Consider the following 16016-nt stretch of genomic DNA (forward strand, 5'->3'; position numbering starts at 1 on the left):
TAAAATTCAACAACGGAGAAGGACAGAAGCTGTTAAAAATGAACTACAGCGTATCAAGATCTACAGACGTTTCAGGACGTGTAGCATCAGATCCTTCCAATGCATTAATCAAGGTGACAGTAGAAGCTACTGAAAAATCAGACATCCTTGAAAGCTTACTAAACGGTAAATACAAGCCGACAGTAGGAGAGATCACTTTCAACAAATCTCACGAAGAAGGAACACTGATCACTTTGAAATGGGAAAACGGATACGTTATCCAGCACGAAGTAGATTTCGATGCAGTAGACAGCAACAGTATGCTGATCAGCTTCGTAGTAAGTGCTGAAACCATTGATTACGGTACTTCTCAGTACGCAGGACTATGGCCTTCTTCAGGTAAATAATCCCATAAACTTAAATAAAAAAAGAAACAGTATGCCTTCGGGTATGCTGTTTTGTTTTTTTAACCCCATCCCGAACCTCGCATCCCGATACCCCGAAACCCTTCCTCAAACTATCAACTTTTACTCCTATTTTCTTATATTTGTTCATTATTCAAAATATGGACGCAACACAAGATAAAAGGCTGTTTCTCATCGATGCTTATGCGATGATTTTCAGAGGATATTACGCATTAATCAGAAATCCGAGACTCACCAGCAAAGGTCTGGATACTTCTGCCATCTTCGGTTTTACCAATTCTCTCATCGAATTGATCAGAAGAGAAAAACCAACACACCTGGCAGTAGTTTTTGATGTTGGACAGGCCAGTGTAAGAACTGATGATTTCTCAGAATATAAAGCCAACAGAAGCGAAACTCCCGAAGCAATCAAAATTGCAATTCCATATATCCACAAAATTCTGGAAGCAATGCACATCCCGATTCTTGGGGTGGAAGGATATGAAGCCGATGATGTCATTGGGACTATTGCATGCAAAGCCGAAAAAGAAGGATACACCACCTTCATGGTGACACCGGATAAAGATTTTGCACAGCTGGTTACGGATAAAATTAAAATTTATAAGCCAGGTTTAAAAGGCGGTGACATTGAAATTTTAGGCGTAGAAGAAGTAAAGGCAAAATATGAGATTGATGATCCTAAGCAGGTGATTGATTTCCTTGCCATGATGGGAGATGCCGTAGATAATATTCCTGGATTGGAAGGAGTAGGAGAGAAAACTGCCATGAAATTCCTGAAAGAATTCGGAAGCATTGAAAATTTACTAGCCAATACGGATAAACTGAAAGGAAAACTGAAAGAAAAAGTAGAAGCTTCCGCAGAACGTGGTATTATGTCTAAAAAATTAGCCACTATCATCTGTGATGCTCCTGTAGAATTCCATCAGGAACAATATGACCTGGAAACTCCGGATTTTGAAAAAGTAAAAGAGGTCTTTGACGAAATAGAATTCAGAAGACTATACGAAAACCTTTACAGGGCTTTCGCTCCTGCAGCTGTAGAAACAGTGGTTGTAAGTGAAGTAGAGGTAAAACAGACTCCGGCCGGAACTGAAGTAAAAGGGCAGGTGATGCAGCTTGATCTTTTTGCTAATTTTGAGGAACTGGAGCAGGCAACTTCTACAAAGTCTACGATTGAGAATAATGATCATCTGTATCAGTTTATTAATAATCCGAAAGCACAGAAAAAGCTGGTTGACAACCTGCTGGAGCAGAAAGTGGTGTGTTTCGATACGGAAACGACATCATTAAACGAACTGGAAGCAGAACTGGTGGGAATGAGCTTCTCTTATAAAAAAGGGCTTGCCTACTACATTCCTCTCTCTGAAAACAGAGAAGAAGTATTGCAGACCCTGGAGATTTTCAGACCGTTTTTCGAAAAAGAAGACCTGCTGAAAGTAGCGCACAACCTTAAATTTGATTACAAAGTTTTAAAACAATACGATATCACCGTGAAAGGCGCCATGTTTGATACAATGATCGCCCACTACCTCCTGAACCCGGACGGAAGACACGGGATGGATTATCTCTCAGAAGTATACCTGAACTATAAACCGGTATCCATTGAAACCATTATCGGAAAAAAAGGAAAAAAACAGGGGAATTTCAGAGATGCTGATCTGAGAATACAAACAGATTATGCAGCGGAAGATGCAGATGTAACTTTCCAGTTGTATGAGCTATTCGCACCACAGCTGAAAAAGGAGAACCTGGAAGAGCTTTTCTTTAACATTGAAATGCCTCTGATGGAAGTACTGGCAAAAATGGAACTTGCAGGAATTTCTCTGGATGAAAAATGGTTGGCGCAGGAAAGTGTTGACCTTGAGAATGATCTGAAACAGCTTGAAACAAAGATTTTTGAACTTTCAGGAGAAGAATTCAATATGAATTCACCGAAGCAGCTGGGAGAGATTCTGTTTGAAAAATTACAGCTCGATCCAAAAGCGAAGAAAACAAAAACAGGGCAATATGCAACATCAGAAGATGTGCTTCAGAAGCTGAATTCAAAACATGAAATCATCAAGCATATCCTGGAATACAGAACATACCAGAAATTAAAATCAACCTATGTAGACGCTCTGCCTTCACAGATCGAGAAAAAAGATAACCGAGTACACACCAACTTCTCACAGACTACAGCAGCTACAGGCCGTTTGGCAAGTGTAAATCCCAACCTGCAGAATATTCCGATCCGAACGTTGAGAGGACAGCAGATTCGTGGTGCTTTTGTTTCCGGAGAAGGAAAAAAGATTATCTCTGCCGATTATTCACAGATTGAACTTCGTTTAATTGCTGAAATTTCAGGAGAAGATAATATGATCAAAGCCTTCCAGGATGGAGAAGATATTCACGCTTCCACAGCGGCAAAACTCTTTAAAATTCCTTTGGCTGAGGTATCCAAAACCCAGAGAAGCCAGGCTAAAACTGTAAACTTTGGAATTATCTACGGACAAGGAGCTTTTGCTTTGGCAGAACAAACCGGATTGTCCCGTACAGAAGCCAAACAGATGATCGAAGCATATTTCGAAACGTATCCGAAACTGAAGGAGTACATGGCTGAGCAGGTGAACAAAGCACGCCAGGTGGGATATGTGGAAACCATATTGGGAAGAAAGCGCCATCTGAAAGATATCAATTCCAACAATTTCGTGGTAAGAGGTCATGCAGAAAGAAATGCGGTAAACGCACCGGTTCAGGGAAGTGCTGCCGATATTGTTAAAATTGCCATGATCAAAATTGCCAGAGAGCTTGAAGAGCAGCAGCTTACAACAAAAATGCTTCTTCAGGTACATGACGAACTGGTGTTTGAATCTCCCATAGACGAGATTGACGCCGCTTCAAAACTGATCAAAACTGAAATGGAAAGTGCCCTGAAAACACAGGTTCCGTTATTGGTAGAGATTGGAGTAGGAAATAACTGGCTTGAAGCACATTAAATACTTAAAATTATACCTTAAATAAAAAACTTCCGTCTTGTAGGCGGAAGTTTTATTTTGTTAGAACTGGACAGCTTACTCTTGTCCTACAGAATTATAAACATTGCTGACAACTTCATCAGGAGAAACATTTTCAAATAAGAATCTTTCTTTTTTTACCTGTATTTTTTTAGTTTCAGACGGCATTTCTTCTTCCATGGTATTTACTGTTTCCAGTGTTACTTTACCTTTCATAGGCTCATAATAGAGGGCAGAGTGGGAACCCGCACCCATATTATACGTTTCAACATAGGTAAGAATCAGGTCGTCATTCACATATTTGAATTTACTGAACTGATTACCATAAGGTCCGATATCATATAGATTGATATCCAATGTTCCTTTTTCAATACTGATGTCTTCAGGATCGTGTATTTTATAGCCAGATTCATTGTATTCATCGGGAAGAACGGTTTCAGAACTTTTAAATAACCGGTATGTTTTGTCAGGATTCTTTAGAAGGACTATCATGGTTCTCTGTGCTAAAGTGTCGTCTTTTTTTCTAAGAACCAATGCTTTATCAGGAAGTCCGTCCTGGTTGAGATCACCTTCGGTTTCGTATTGAATTTCATATGGATTGGATACAAAATCTGAGACTTGTTTTCCTGCTGTCAACTGCTCCTTCTGAACTGGTGCCGTATCCTTTTTTATAATGCCCGAAGAGTTTTTCGGAGTCTGTGTTTTGGTTTTGTTACATGAATAAGCAATTAAAGAAGCAAAAAGTAAAGAGGAAATGATTTTTTTCAATGGTTTTTGTTTTTAAGATACAAATCTAGCTTTTATTTCCTGATAATGTAAAATTACGACACACAAACATCCCAGTACGGTAACAGGAAGAAAGGAAAGTGAAACTGTATATTGGATTTCCGAATTGAAGTCGTAATTACTCCAGGAAGATTCCCTGTCTACAAATAGGGTGTAGTTCCAAAATAACCAGACAAAGATCAGCAACAGGAATTCGACTGAAACCTTGAAGATAATCTTTTTAACAAAGAAAAGCAGAGAAAAGACAATTGATAAGAACCCACCGGCTATAAGGGATATATACACCGCATCTTCAAAAAATGAACAGTCTATACAGCCGCTTGAAACACGTTCTGAAAGGGTTCCCATTGACCAGTAAAATTGTAAGAATGTAACCACTGAAATAAAGATGGTAATAATGAGCCATCTCTTCAGAAAAGAGTAGAATTGATGAGGTTTGGATTCTTTCATGATGTTCAAATATCTGAATTATTTTATCATTCTTACAATAGCTAAATCATCTGTAGGTTTTACTCCGTACTGATGTTCCAACTGCTTTAGTTTCCTGTTAAGCATTTCTTCAGTTTGGCTATTCTGACGGTCTATCATTAAATATTCAGCAAAATTGATCATTTCTTCAGAATTCGTTTTTTTAATTTTTGAAAAGCTCAAAATACCATCAGTAGCAATGGAAACATCATCCAGACAATCAAAAAATAATTTCTGAGACTGACGGGAATACCATTCTTCAAAGTCTTCATAAAGATGATAAGCTAAATAATCCGGTCTATTATTACGGTCAAATTCCGTGATATTTCCATTGATACAGACAACTCCGTCACCAATGGCTAGGATGAATCCTTCGTCCTTTGTGATGTCGTAAATCAGGATTATAAGAGTAGATAACAACTCTTTTTCGTCCAGCATCAGATGATTTTTTACAAATTTGAGTTCATTGAATAAACCTTTTATGATTTTTTTGAGCTCTTCTTCCAGACTCTGCTGGCTGCCTTTTTCATATAAAGCCTTGTAACCGTTTTCAATAATGATTTTACGTAAAATCTTTCCAGTAAGTGTTGACGCAAAATGACTGTCCATAGCTGTAGAGCATCCATCCATCACAGCACACAAAATCTTATCAGAACTGATTTTTTTGATGAGAAGATCGTCTTCACAATGGTTAATATGATAATCTCCGATTTGTAGAGTAGAATATAAATTCATTACATGCTAAAATAGATTTATTTTTTTAAATGTAACCTTATTTCATCCTCATTATAGATATAAAATAGCAACAAGTGATCACACGTATCATGAAATCACTTGTTGCCGGTGTTGAGAAAGCAGTTTTGCTTTGGTTATTAAATATCGTATTCTATTTCTCCCATATAATGCAGTGAAAAATCATCATTTTCTACAGAAACAGGATTAGGAATAACAAATCTTGTGGCGAAAATAATAGCATTTACGGGCGTATCCAGACTGAGTTCGTTTAATTTATTTTCCAGAACCGGAAGCCATTGGTCAGCATAAGAATACTCTGCAAACTTATCATAAAGACTGAGGCTTTCATCCTCAAAACCATATTCTATAAAATCATCATCAAACCATTTGATGCTCTGTGATTCTGCAAACCTGGAAACATACTGATCATCAGTTTCTTCCTCTATATAGTAATTTTCATCCTCTTCTACAAAGTTGTAAAAGTCTTCTTCACTCTTGAAATATCCTAACCAGAAGTGTGAAATTTCTTTATCCATAATTGTATATAAGTATTATTTTTTTTGATTTTTTTAATAAGTGATATTTTCCCACGTTGATAAATATCCCTTTGATACAAGATAATTCCTGCAATCAAAATGCAACATTACAAAAGTTTTTCGTGAAACAAATTTTTGGGGCAGCAACGCAAAATCTCCTCAGCAAAGATAGTTCCTTAATAGGATTTATTGTAAATTTATTCTCTGTTTAAATTATAAAAGATGGATTTTCTTCAGGACCATTACTTTATTAAAAATGAATTGCTGCTGATCCTTATTTCAGTTATTCTAGGACTGTTTATTGGTGCTGAACGTGAATACCGTAATAAGTCGGCCGGTCTCAGGACCTTTATTCTCGTGTGCTTCGGTGCCTGCCTTTTTACGATACTTTCTATAAAAATAGGTGTGGAAAATCCGGATCGTCTTGCCGCCAATATTATTACAGGAATCGGATTTCTGGGCGCAGGAGTCATTTTCAAAGGCGATAATAAAATTGAAGGAATTACCACAGCAACCACTATCTGGGCAACTGCTTCTATTGGAATGGCTGTAGGTTCCGGTTATGTTTATATTGCATTGTTGGGAACTACGTTGGTATTACTTATTTTAAGTGCCCTGACTTATCTCCAGAATTTTATTGATAATTATAATAAAGTAAGGGAATACAAAATTGCTGTAACAGACTCGCAGGATATTAAATATTGTGAAAATATATTTAAAGAAAATCATTTAAGATATCAGATGCTTAAACAGCAGTATTCCCAGGAAAGCTTTACCGTTATATGGAGGCTTACCGGAAAAAATAGCCATCATGAGGAAGTCATCGGCCGTCTGGTGGATGATCCGAAAATTAAAGCGTATCAGTTTTAGACGGTAAAAAAGCAAAAAAAGTAAAGGCCGAAGCCTTTACTTTTATTTTTTCTTAAATACATAAAGATCTTTGTTAGGGCCATTGATCTCTTTTCCCTCCATATCCAGTTGGATCAACATATTCTCACCCACTTTATATTTATATTGGGCTGTTTTCCCTTTTAAAGTAATCATGCTTCCTGTAGCATCCCATTCAAAAGAGCCTTTATCCTGATTTTTTGAATTTCTCTCAAGATATTCCTCCGTGATACTGAATGTTTTATCATCATTCAATGTTAAAGATGTCTTGATTCCCGGACAATCTGCACAAGGAACTGTTGCTTCATAAGTTCCGGCCCAGTCCAGAGCATTTTCAGACGTATCACCAGCAGCTGTAGGAGTAGCTTTAGTGATGCTGTCTGCAGCAACAGGTTGTACAGCCGTAGCAGAATCTGTAGTCGCTGTTGTTTCAGTGGTTTCTTTTTTAGAACATGAAGCAAGGAACAGAGCTGATGCCATTCCCAACATGAGCATCTTACTTTTCATCATAATAATTAATTTAAGGATGTTTTTAATAATAAAGTTACTTCCAATCAACAAAAATTGAGCCAGAAGAACATTGAACAGCAGATTGAGCAATGGTGAATAGTCAATTCGCTACGCTTGTCAATTTTTAATGAATTTACTTATTGTTTGATTATAAAAATTCACCATTCACTTGCGAAGCAAATTCACCATTGACGATTCAACTTTTGAATGCATTGTGAATGGTGAATAGCCAATTCGCTTCGCTTGTCAATTTTTAATGAATTTACTTACTGTTTGATTATAAAAATTCACCATTCACTTGCGAAGCAAATTCACTATTGACGATCTCTATTTTCAAAAACGAACTCTTAGTAACTTTTCCCCCCGTTTTATAAAGCATGTTCATATTTTTCTTTGTAAATTGGGGCAAAATTTTGATTATGACAAAAAAGATACTTTTATCTGTATTTCTTTTGCCAGCTGCAATGGCATTTGCGCAACAATATGGAGGAATGTGGATTCCTACAGAGCTGAATGAAAAGGAAATGAAGGATTTAGGAATGAAGATTTCTGCAAAAGATATTTTCAATCCTCAGAAACCAAGCATTAAAGATGCGGTTGTACAGTTTAACGGCGGATGTACTGCAGAAATTATTTCGCCTAAAGGATTGCTTTTAACGAACCATCACTGTGGTTTTGGGCAGATTCAGTCACACTCTACCGTTCAGAATGATCTTCTTTCAAACGGATTCTGGGCAAAAAATACAGATGGTGAACTTCCTAACCCAGGAGTAAAAGTAGATTTTATTGTAGATATAAAAGAAGTTACTGATCCTATTTTAGAAGGTACGGACAATCTTACAGAACCTGAACTTACTAAAAAGATCAACAACAATATTGAGGTGTATAAAAACTCTCAAAAAATTGAATCTTACCAGTCGATCATGGTAAAACCAATGTATTATGGAAACAAATACTATGCTTATACCATCGAAACGTATAAAGATATCCGTCTTGTAGGAGCTCCTCCTCAAAGCATCGGTAAATTCGGAAGCGATACAGACAACTGGGTTTGGCCGAGACACACCGGAGATTTCTCGATGTTCAGGATTTATGCAGACAAGAACAACAAACCTGCAGAATATTCAAAAGACAATGTGCCTTACGTTCCAAAGCACTATTTACCGGTTTCTATCAAAGATAAAAACGAGAACGATTTTACTTTTGTTTTCGGATTCCCGGGAAGAACTACAGAATACCTTCCTGCAATCGCTGTAGAGAAGATCATGAAAGATATTGACCCTGCAAGAATTGCGGTACGCGATGTGGCTCTGAAAACGTTGGACGAAAAAATGCGTGTTGACAATGAAACCCGTATCAAATATGCTTCAAAATATGCTTCAGTAGCCAACTACTGGAAAAAATGGATCGGTGAAGTAGAAGGATTGAAAAAATCCAATGCTGTAGAAAAGAAAGTAATGTATGAAGGTTCTTTGGTCGCTAAAAATCCTGAGATCAAAAATACTTTGGATCAGCTGAATAAACTGTACAACGATCAGGCTCCTTATGCATTAAACAACGCTTACTATACAGAAGTAATCAAAAATGCGGAGACTTTGAAATTAGCTGGTGATTATTATGATTTCGTTGCGTCTGTAGAAGCAGGAAGAATGGATGAAAAAGAACTTTCAAAGCTGAAAACGAAATTAACTTCTTTCTATAAAGATTACAGTGCTGAGCTTGATGCAAAAGTAACTGCAAAACTATTGGCTTTGTATGTTAATAAAACGGCATCTCAGTTTTTACCGGCAGGATTCAGCAAATATAAAGATGAGAACGCTAATATTCCTGTTGTAGAAGACATGTCTAAAAACTCTGTCATTACAGGAAGAACTGCCGTAAACGGAGGAACTTTAACTGCTGATATTGATAAAGCATTTTCTAATCAGGATAAACTGATCAGGACTTTAAAGAAAGACCCTATTTATCAATTATATGTTTCTATGAAGGAAACCTATATGAAAACTGCAGATCCGCAATACACTTCAATGCAGGCAAAAATTGATGCTCTGCAGAAAAAATTCATGGCGCAGCAGATGCAGACGGATAAAGACAGAAAATTCTTCCCGGATGCGAACTCAACACTTCGTGTAACTTACGGTAAAGTAAAAGGTTCCACTCCTAGAGATGCCGTTTCTTACGGATACCAGACTCACCTTGCAGGGGTAATGGAAAAATACGTTCCGGGAGATTATGAATTTGATGTTCCAAAGAAACTGATTGATCTTTACAACAAAAAAGATTTCGGAATCTATAAAGATAAAACGGGTGATGTTCCAGTAGGATTCACTGCTACCAACCATACAACCGGAGGAAACTCGGGAAGCCCGGCTCTTGATGCTAACGGAAACCTTGTCGGATTGAATTTCGACAGACAGTGGGAAGGAACAATGAGTGATATCAATTATGACCCGCGTTTCAGCAGAAACATCATGGTAGATACAAAATATATTCTTTTCATTATTGATAAGTTCGCAGACTCAAAGTGGATTGTTGATGAAATGAAGATCATAAAATAATTTTAAAAGTTATACCTTTAAGAATCTATTTGAATTGAGTTTTGAATAGATTCTTTTTTATTTACAATAGGATGAAAGAAAGGATCATCAATGTTTTGGCAGCTTTTGAAACTGGGAATATCGGAAAATCATTTCCGCTGGACTATTGTCTGCCACTTTATCACAGTGTTTCCGACAAAGAACTTCCTCATTTAAAACATGTGATCCGCTATAAAACGACTCAGCAGTTTGAAGAAGATCTTGATCATATGGCCAGGAATTTTCAGTTTGTGAACTGGCAGGAATTTAAGGATTATAGGGCCGGAAGTTTTAAACCTTCAAAAAAAATTGCCCTTTTAACTTTTGATGACGGTTTCAGAGAGTTTTATGATATTGCGGCTCCCATTTTGGAACGTAAAGGAATTTATGCCTGTAATTTTATCAATCCTGCTTTCATTGATAATAAAGAGATGATGTTCAGATGTAAGGCAAGCCTGCTTGCAGATGCTGTTGAAAAAATAAAAACCATAGATCCCGAAATTTATTTTATCCTGTCGTTGAAAAATATGGATAGAAGGGTTTTACAAAAGAAAATTTTATCCATAAATTATCAGGAAAAAGATATTCTGAATCAGCTTGGTGAAAAACTTGAGGTAGATTTTAAGGCCTATTCAAAACAGTACCAACCTTATTTAAGTACGGATCAATTAAAAGAACTTACCCGAAAAGGATTCGGAATCTCTTCGCACAGCTGGGATCATCCCAAATATGACGATTTGTCTTTGAAAGAACAGATGACAACAACTGACAGAACCTTTGCCTATTTAAAAGAAAATGGTTTTTTGTACGAAAGTTTTGCATTCCCGTTTACCGATTTTGAAGTAAAGAAAGATTTTTTTGATGAACTTTATAAAAATGAAGAGATCTACTGCAGCTTTGGGTGTGCCGGTATAAAACTGGACAGTGTGAAGAGAAACTTTCAAAGAATTCCTATGGAAATGGGAGAGAGTGGAGCTAGGATATTGAAAAAAGAAACAGCTTATTTCAGATTGAAAAGCCTGATGAATAAAAATACGATTGTGAGAAAATGATAACGCTGAAAACATTCAATAGAAAAGAACTGGAAGATTTTATATCCTCCGGAGCTTTCCGGCAGTATGATTTTCTTCCGGTTACCAGACACCGTGCGCTGTCTCATATTCAGAATCCAAAAGCAGCAGACGAAGATACACTTCTTATTCTTGCTTTTTATGAAGAAAAACTGATCGGTTATGTGGGATGTTTTCCGGATTGTTTTATCATTGATGGAAAAGAAATCCGCTATGCCTGGCTCAGTACCCTGTATGTAAACCCGGAATACAGAAAAAAAAGACCGGCGAAAGCATTGCTGAAAAAAGTTTTTGAAGAATACGAAGGCCGGATTGCCATTACAGAATTTACCAAAGAAGCAGAAGCACTCTACAATATTATGGGTGTTTTTGACTATGTTTTTCCCAAAGAAGGCAAACGCTACTACTTCAGAACCGATGCCGCTAAAATGATTCCTGAAAAGAAACCGGAAACACAACCGTTGAAACCTCTTTTTCAAATTCTGGATGCTGCTGCCAATGGAGTGATCTCAATAAAGAACCTGGCCGCACCAAAACCAGATTTTAAATATGAAGTTCTGGATCACATCGACAAAGAAAGTGCAGATTTTATGAATAGGTTTCCCGGGATGCGCAATGCAGACGAAATCAATTCTTTTATAGAAAATCCCTGGGTTTTGGAAGGCAAAAAAGATGAAAAATACCTGTTTTCAAGTTTTGCCGACAGCTTTAAATATTTCTGGATCAAAATTTTAAATAAAAATAACAAGATTACATCCTGTTTTCTGCTGCAGCTCCGTGATGGCTATCTTAAAATACCTTACCTTTTTACGGACGGTAATTTCGATGAGGTTATCCGGTTTTTACAGTATTTCATCGTGAGTCATAAAGTAAAAGGCTTTACTTCTTATCAAACCGTACTAAACAGGGAAATACAACAGTCAAAAGTATTTTCCCCTATCTATGAACGTGATTTTAAAAGGGAGTACCTGTTTCATAAAAATCTTTTGGAATTGCTTCCCGGTCATTTTAACCCAAACTATCAGGATGGTGACGGAGATTGCATGATGACGTAATAGAATGATGAATGATGAATGATGAATGATGAATGATGAAGGATGAGCTACACGTGATCAATTATCATTCATTACTTATAAAAAAACAAACCGCCCGATAGAATGATCAGGCGGTTTGTTTTTTAATGTCCAAAAATATCTTTCAGACTTACTTCTTTAAATATCCCCATTTTGTTGACAGCTTCCATATCAAGATTCTCTTTTTTGCCGATAATAGCGGTGTTAAAATGTATTGATTTGACTTCTGTCTGATAAAAATGCTTGATATCCTCAAATGCCAAGTGCTGGATCTGTTCATAAATATCTTTTCTGAAATCATGATAGATATTTAATTTCTGCAGTCTTAAGGTATTGAAGAATATATTGTTTCGGGTAACCCTTGTTGAAGCAATCTGTTTCAAAGCTGCATTTCTGGCATTCTCAAACTGAATAGGAACTTCCGGAAGCTCGTTCATCAGTTCATTCAGGGTATCTACAGCGATCATAAGCTTGTCAGGCTGGGTTCCGATATAGGTCGTTACATAATTGGGATGGTTCAGTTCCGAGTTCGCGGCATAAGAAACATAAGCAGAGTAGGCAAGACTTTTACTTTCCCGCATCTCCTGGAAAACAATGGAAGATAATCCTCTTCCGAAATATTCATTGAAAACATTGATCTTTCCAAAATGAAGCGGGTTCACCTCGTTTCCTTTACCAATCTTGCTCATTTCCATCTGAACCATATCATAGTTGATGAAATACACGTTTCCTCCGGTTGCCGGTTCCGGATACAGTTTGGCTTCCGGTATCTGAAGGCTTTCAGGTTCTATGTATTCCACAATGTATTCTTTAAAGGTTTCAAAATTTTTACCATAGAAAAATACCTGGTAAGGATATTGGAAAAGCTTTTTCATTCTGTCTGTAAAAACTTCAGCACTGCTGTTTTCAAGCTCTTCCTTAGAAATAACATCCGTAAAACGTGAGTTGCTGCCCAGCTTTGTATAATTGTTCAGGGCCGTTATAATACGGTTTTTATCTTTCTTCATGGCCTGGCGGTTTTCCAGTACTGTTCCCACAAACTGATTATAGATTTCCTGATCAGGCTGCACATTGCGCATCCAATGCTGCAGAAGGGCAATTCCTTTTTCTATATTTTCTTCCAGTCCGCTCAGCGAGATGGTCAGCTGATTGTTCGTTGTCTTAAAATCATTGCTGATTCCGATTTTGAAAAATTCCTTTTTTAAATCCTCCGGTGAAAAAGTATCTGTTCCCAAATACTGCAGAAGCTGAGTTGAAATCCCTAAATCTCTGTCATGATCACTTCCTAAAGGAAAAATAAAGTGCAGCTGAGCAATATCGTTGTATTTATTCTTTACGAAACTTAATTTCTTTCCGTTACGCTCATCTGTAACGATTTCTTTTTGATAATCAATAAATTCAGGCTTGATATCCTCCGTTTTATCCGCCAGAATCTCTTTCAAAAATTCAGATTGTGTATCACGGTTGATCTTAACAGGAGTGATACCTGGATTCTCAACTCTGATCAGTTTGTCGTTTACCCCTTTTTCTTTATTGACCACCACATAGTTTTCTTTGAAAAACTCATTGGCAAAATTCACTACGTCATCTTTGGTGAAAGAGGCATACTCATCCATTTCATTCAGTTCCTCTTCCCAGGTTCTTCCTTTTATATAAGAATCGTAAAGATTGGTGGCGAGACCTTCGGCAGTTTCAAGACCTTTCATTCTCTGAAGTTTGAAATCATTGATGATGGCTGGCAGCATCCAGTCCGGAAAATCTCCTTTCTTGATCAGTTCAATTTCATCCAATACCATATTCTTTGCTTCCTCCAGAGTCTGTGTTTCCTTAGGAACCGCAACAATGGAGAAATATCCATACTGTCTTAGTCCTACAGAAAAGGCTTGAGCCCAAAGCATCTTCTGCGTCTGGTTAATGTGTAAATCCAATAATCCGGCTTCTCCTCTGTTGCTGAGAATATTGGCAACTATATCAGCCAGCATTGCTTCTCTTGTTCCATAGCTATCTGTTCTCCATGCAAGCTGAGTACGTGGAGTAGTAGGGCTTTTTACTGTTCTGGCTACAACTTCTGTAATAGGCTGTTCAGTAATGGGTGTTTTTGCAGGAAGCTCTTTATAAGGTAAAGTCCCGAAATACTGATCAACTAATTGGATCGTTTCATCGAAATCAAGATCCCCAACCAATACCATAGCATAATTATTGGGAACATAATATTCATCAAAATACTTGTGAATAGCTTTCATCGATGGATTTTTCAGGTGTTCCGGTTTTCCCAGGGTCGTTTGCTGTCCATTTGGATGAGTGGGAAAAAGAGCATCCATCAGTTCGTAGTTCACAAGTCTTGTATCATTGTCCTGCGCCCTGTTGAACTCCTCATACACCGATTCAAGCTCAGTATGGAAAAGACGAAGTACAATTTCAGAGAACCTTTCCTTCTCTATTTTCAGCCATTTTTCAAGTTCGTTATTCGGAATATTGTTTTTGTAAACCGTTTCATCAAACCAGGTATGCGCATTGGTACCACTGGCTCCCAGAGAAGAAATCGCTTTATCATATTCATTGGCAATGGCATATTGGCTGGCTTCCTGGGAAACTTCATCAATCTTTTTGTAGATTTTCCTTTTCTTTTCAGGATTCTGTTCTGCTTTATGTTCTTCATATAAAGCCGAGATCTGATCAAGAAGTTCTTTTTCCTTTTCCCAGTTCTGGGTTCCGATTTTTGAAGTTCCTTTAAACATCATATGCTCAAGATAATGTGCCAGCCCTGTATTATCAGCCGGATCATTATTACTTCCTGTTCTTACCGGAATGAAGGTTTGTATTCTTGGGGCATCAAAATTCTGAGCAAGAAAAACCTTTAATCCATTTTTCAAAGTATAGATTCTGACGTTATTTTCGTCATGGGTTACCGTAATATAGTCGTATTGGTTGTTATCTGTATGTACCGTTTCCTTATATTTTCTGTCTGTCATATATAAAACTCATTTCATCCCTTAGAAACCGGAATGCACTACAAATGTAAGGAATCAAAAAAAATGTTAGCCTCTTTTTATCATTATTACATCTATTATTACAGTTGAGAAGGTGAATCATTCTACAGAAACTGTTTGTCAATCCCGTATACCATTATATACAATCACTATAATTTCATATTCCCAACTCTCCAACTCTCGAACTTTATAAGGAGCTATTTCCTGCTATCCATTCCTACTCCTCGCGCCCGTGCACTCCAACGCTGTCACCCTGAGCGAAGCCGAAGGGCTCCACACCTAAAACCGACCCTCCGACGCAAGCTGCGGGGTAACCATTTCTATCAGGGCTAGGGTAGGAGTCGTTAATGATAAGTGGTTAATGATGAATGATGAATGATGAATGATGAATGATGAGGTTCTGGTTATTGAGTTTCGAGGTTCGGGTTTCCAGATATAAAAGGAATATTGGTTTGAATTTTCATATTGCAGAATTCTATGGAAACATATTATTGAGTGTAAATCCCTATTTCCATTGTATCATTCTGCAGGAATCCAAATTCTTTACAAGAGCGCTTGTAAGTTGGCAGGATAATATCTGAGGTCTTTTAGCAGTTAGTATTAGTCATGTCATGCTGAGCTGAGTCGAAGCATTATAATTAATTACGGGTACAGGAGTTAAATCTTATTGTTCTATATTATATATAAATATACTCTTTAGTTTCGTTGAAGAAAGTCAGCTCTCTAGCCTGGTCTCTCTATTATATAAATATATACCTTATTTGATCATAGTACCCCAAACCCCGCATTCCGCATCCCGAATCATCCCTCTCTCCCCTCAAACCCTCAAACCCTCAAACTCTCCCACACTCCCACACTCCCACGCTCTCACCCCGATTCTCCAAACAAATGTTTAAAATTTTTCCCCCTGCTACCCAGTTCTTTAGGAACAAATATCACTGTAATGTAAAATTTATGTTCAATAAACTTGTTTTGCGTTGTAGGAAG

The 16016-nt window shown here is 37.4% G+C and carries 12 protein-coding genes; 6 read left to right on the forward strand and 6 right to left on the reverse strand.

Features of this window, described 5'->3' with window-relative positions; all coding sequences use genetic code 11:
• The coding region (gene tssD / locus DEU40_RS21100; RefSeq protein ID WP_110011675.1) for a type VI secretion system tube protein TssD at positions 1–386 on the forward strand (386 nt) is incomplete at its 5' end.
• Positions 387–544: 158 nt separating this feature from the next.
• Positions 545–3379, forward strand: coding sequence for a DNA polymerase I (polA, locus tag DEU40_RS21105; RefSeq protein WP_110011676.1), 2835 nt, complete (start codon positions 545–547; stop codon positions 3377–3379).
• 75 nt (positions 3380–3454) lie between these two features.
• Here polA and DEU40_RS21110 read toward each other — a convergent pair whose 3' ends face one another.
• From DEU40_RS21110 to DEU40_RS21125, 4 genes are all read right to left on the reverse strand, one after another.
• Complete coding sequence (locus tag DEU40_RS21110; RefSeq protein ID WP_110011677.1) at positions 3455–4165, reverse strand: hypothetical protein; 711 nt, start codon at positions 4163–4165, stop codon at positions 3455–3457.
• A gap of 12 nt (positions 4166–4177) precedes the next feature.
• Positions 4178–4633 (reverse strand): hypothetical protein, encoded by a 456-nt coding sequence (locus tag DEU40_RS22555; protein WP_181398014.1) that lies wholly within the window; start codon positions 4631–4633, stop codon positions 4178–4180.
• A gap of 18 nt (positions 4634–4651) precedes the next feature.
• On the reverse strand, positions 4652–5386 hold the full coding sequence (locus DEU40_RS21120) for a protein phosphatase 2C domain-containing protein (protein WP_110011678.1): 735 nt from the start codon (positions 5384–5386) through the stop codon (positions 4652–4654).
• 137 nt (positions 5387–5523) lie between these two features.
• Positions 5524–5922: an immunity 22 family protein gene (locus DEU40_RS21125; RefSeq protein ID WP_110011679.1), complete on the reverse strand. Its 399-nt coding sequence runs from the start codon at positions 5920–5922 to the stop codon at positions 5524–5526.
• A 222-nt stretch (positions 5923–6144) separates the two neighbouring features.
• Here DEU40_RS21125 and DEU40_RS21130 point away from each other — a divergent pair, with 222 nt between their 5' ends.
• Complete coding sequence (locus DEU40_RS21130) at positions 6145–6792, forward strand: MgtC/SapB family protein (protein ID WP_110011680.1); 648 nt, start codon at positions 6145–6147, stop codon at positions 6790–6792.
• A gap of 42 nt (positions 6793–6834) precedes the next feature.
• Here the strand turns inward: DEU40_RS21130 and DEU40_RS21135 are convergent, their stop codons facing one another.
• A complete protein-coding gene (locus DEU40_RS21135) occupies positions 6835–7320 on the reverse strand; it encodes a copper resistance protein NlpE (RefSeq protein WP_228406596.1) in 486 nt (161 codons plus the stop codon).
• Between the two features lie 419 nt (positions 7321–7739).
• On the opposite strand from DEU40_RS21135, the gene DEU40_RS21140 reads away from it, so the two are divergent.
• The 3 genes from DEU40_RS21140 to DEU40_RS21150 all read left to right on the forward strand — a co-directional run bounded on the left by DEU40_RS21140 (position 7740) and on the right by DEU40_RS21150 (position 12021).
• Positions 7740–9878 (forward strand): S46 family peptidase, encoded by a 2139-nt coding sequence (locus DEU40_RS21140; RefSeq protein ID WP_110011686.1) that lies wholly within the window; start codon positions 7740–7742, stop codon positions 9876–9878.
• Positions 9879–9949: 71 nt separating this feature from the next.
• Positions 9950–10948, forward strand: coding sequence for a polysaccharide deacetylase family protein (locus DEU40_RS21145; protein ID WP_110011681.1), 999 nt, complete (start codon positions 9950–9952; stop codon positions 10946–10948).
• Positions 10945–12021, forward strand: coding sequence for a GNAT family N-acetyltransferase (locus DEU40_RS21150; RefSeq protein ID WP_110011682.1), 1077 nt, complete (start codon positions 10945–10947; stop codon positions 12019–12021). Before DEU40_RS21145 ends, DEU40_RS21150 begins: the two co-directional genes overlap by 4 nt.
• Positions 12022–12143: 122 nt before the next feature.
• Here the strand turns inward: DEU40_RS21150 and DEU40_RS21155 are convergent, their stop codons facing one another.
• A complete protein-coding gene (locus tag DEU40_RS21155; protein ID WP_110011683.1) occupies positions 12144–15011 on the reverse strand; it encodes a M16 family metallopeptidase in 2868 nt (955 codons plus the stop codon).
• Positions 15012–16016: the final 1005 nt, after the last annotated feature.

It is taken from the genome of Chryseobacterium sp. AG844, assembly GCF_003182335.1.
Lineage (GTDB): Bacteria > Bacteroidota > Bacteroidia > Flavobacteriales > Weeksellaceae > Chryseobacterium > Chryseobacterium cupriresistens.

Excerpts from the sequence above, each read along its gene's own strand:
- DEU40_RS21130 (WP_110011680.1), top strand. The coding sequence starts at position 6,145 with ATGGATTTTCTTCAGGACCATTACTTTATTAAAAATGAATTGCTGCTG.
- DEU40_RS21155 (WP_110011683.1), bottom strand. The coding sequence starts at position 15,011 with ATGACAGACAGAAAATATAAGGAAACGGTACATACAGATAACAACCAA.
- DEU40_RS21125 (WP_110011679.1), bottom strand. The coding sequence starts at position 5,922 with ATGGATAAAGAAATTTCACACTTCTGGTTAGGATATTTCAAGAGTGAA.
- DEU40_RS21140 (WP_110011686.1), top strand. The coding sequence starts at position 7,740 with ATGACAAAAAAGATACTTTTATCTGTATTTCTTTTGCCAGCTGCAATG.
- polA (WP_110011676.1), top strand. The coding sequence starts at position 545 with ATGGACGCAACACAAGATAAAAGGCTGTTTCTCATCGATGCTTATGCG.
- DEU40_RS22555 (WP_181398014.1), bottom strand. The coding sequence starts at position 4,633 with ATGAAAGAATCCAAACCTCATCAATTCTACTCTTTTCTGAAGAGATGG.
- DEU40_RS21135 (WP_228406596.1), bottom strand. The coding sequence starts at position 7,320 with ATGATGAAAAGTAAGATGCTCATGTTGGGAATGGCATCAGCTCTGTTC.
- DEU40_RS21150 (WP_110011682.1), top strand. The coding sequence starts at position 10,945 with ATGATAACGCTGAAAACATTCAATAGAAAAGAACTGGAAGATTTTATA.
- DEU40_RS21120 (WP_110011678.1), bottom strand. The coding sequence starts at position 5,386 with ATGAATTTATATTCTACTCTACAAATCGGAGATTATCATATTAACCAT.
- DEU40_RS21145 (WP_110011681.1), top strand. The coding sequence starts at position 9,950 with ATGAAAGAAAGGATCATCAATGTTTTGGCAGCTTTTGAAACTGGGAAT.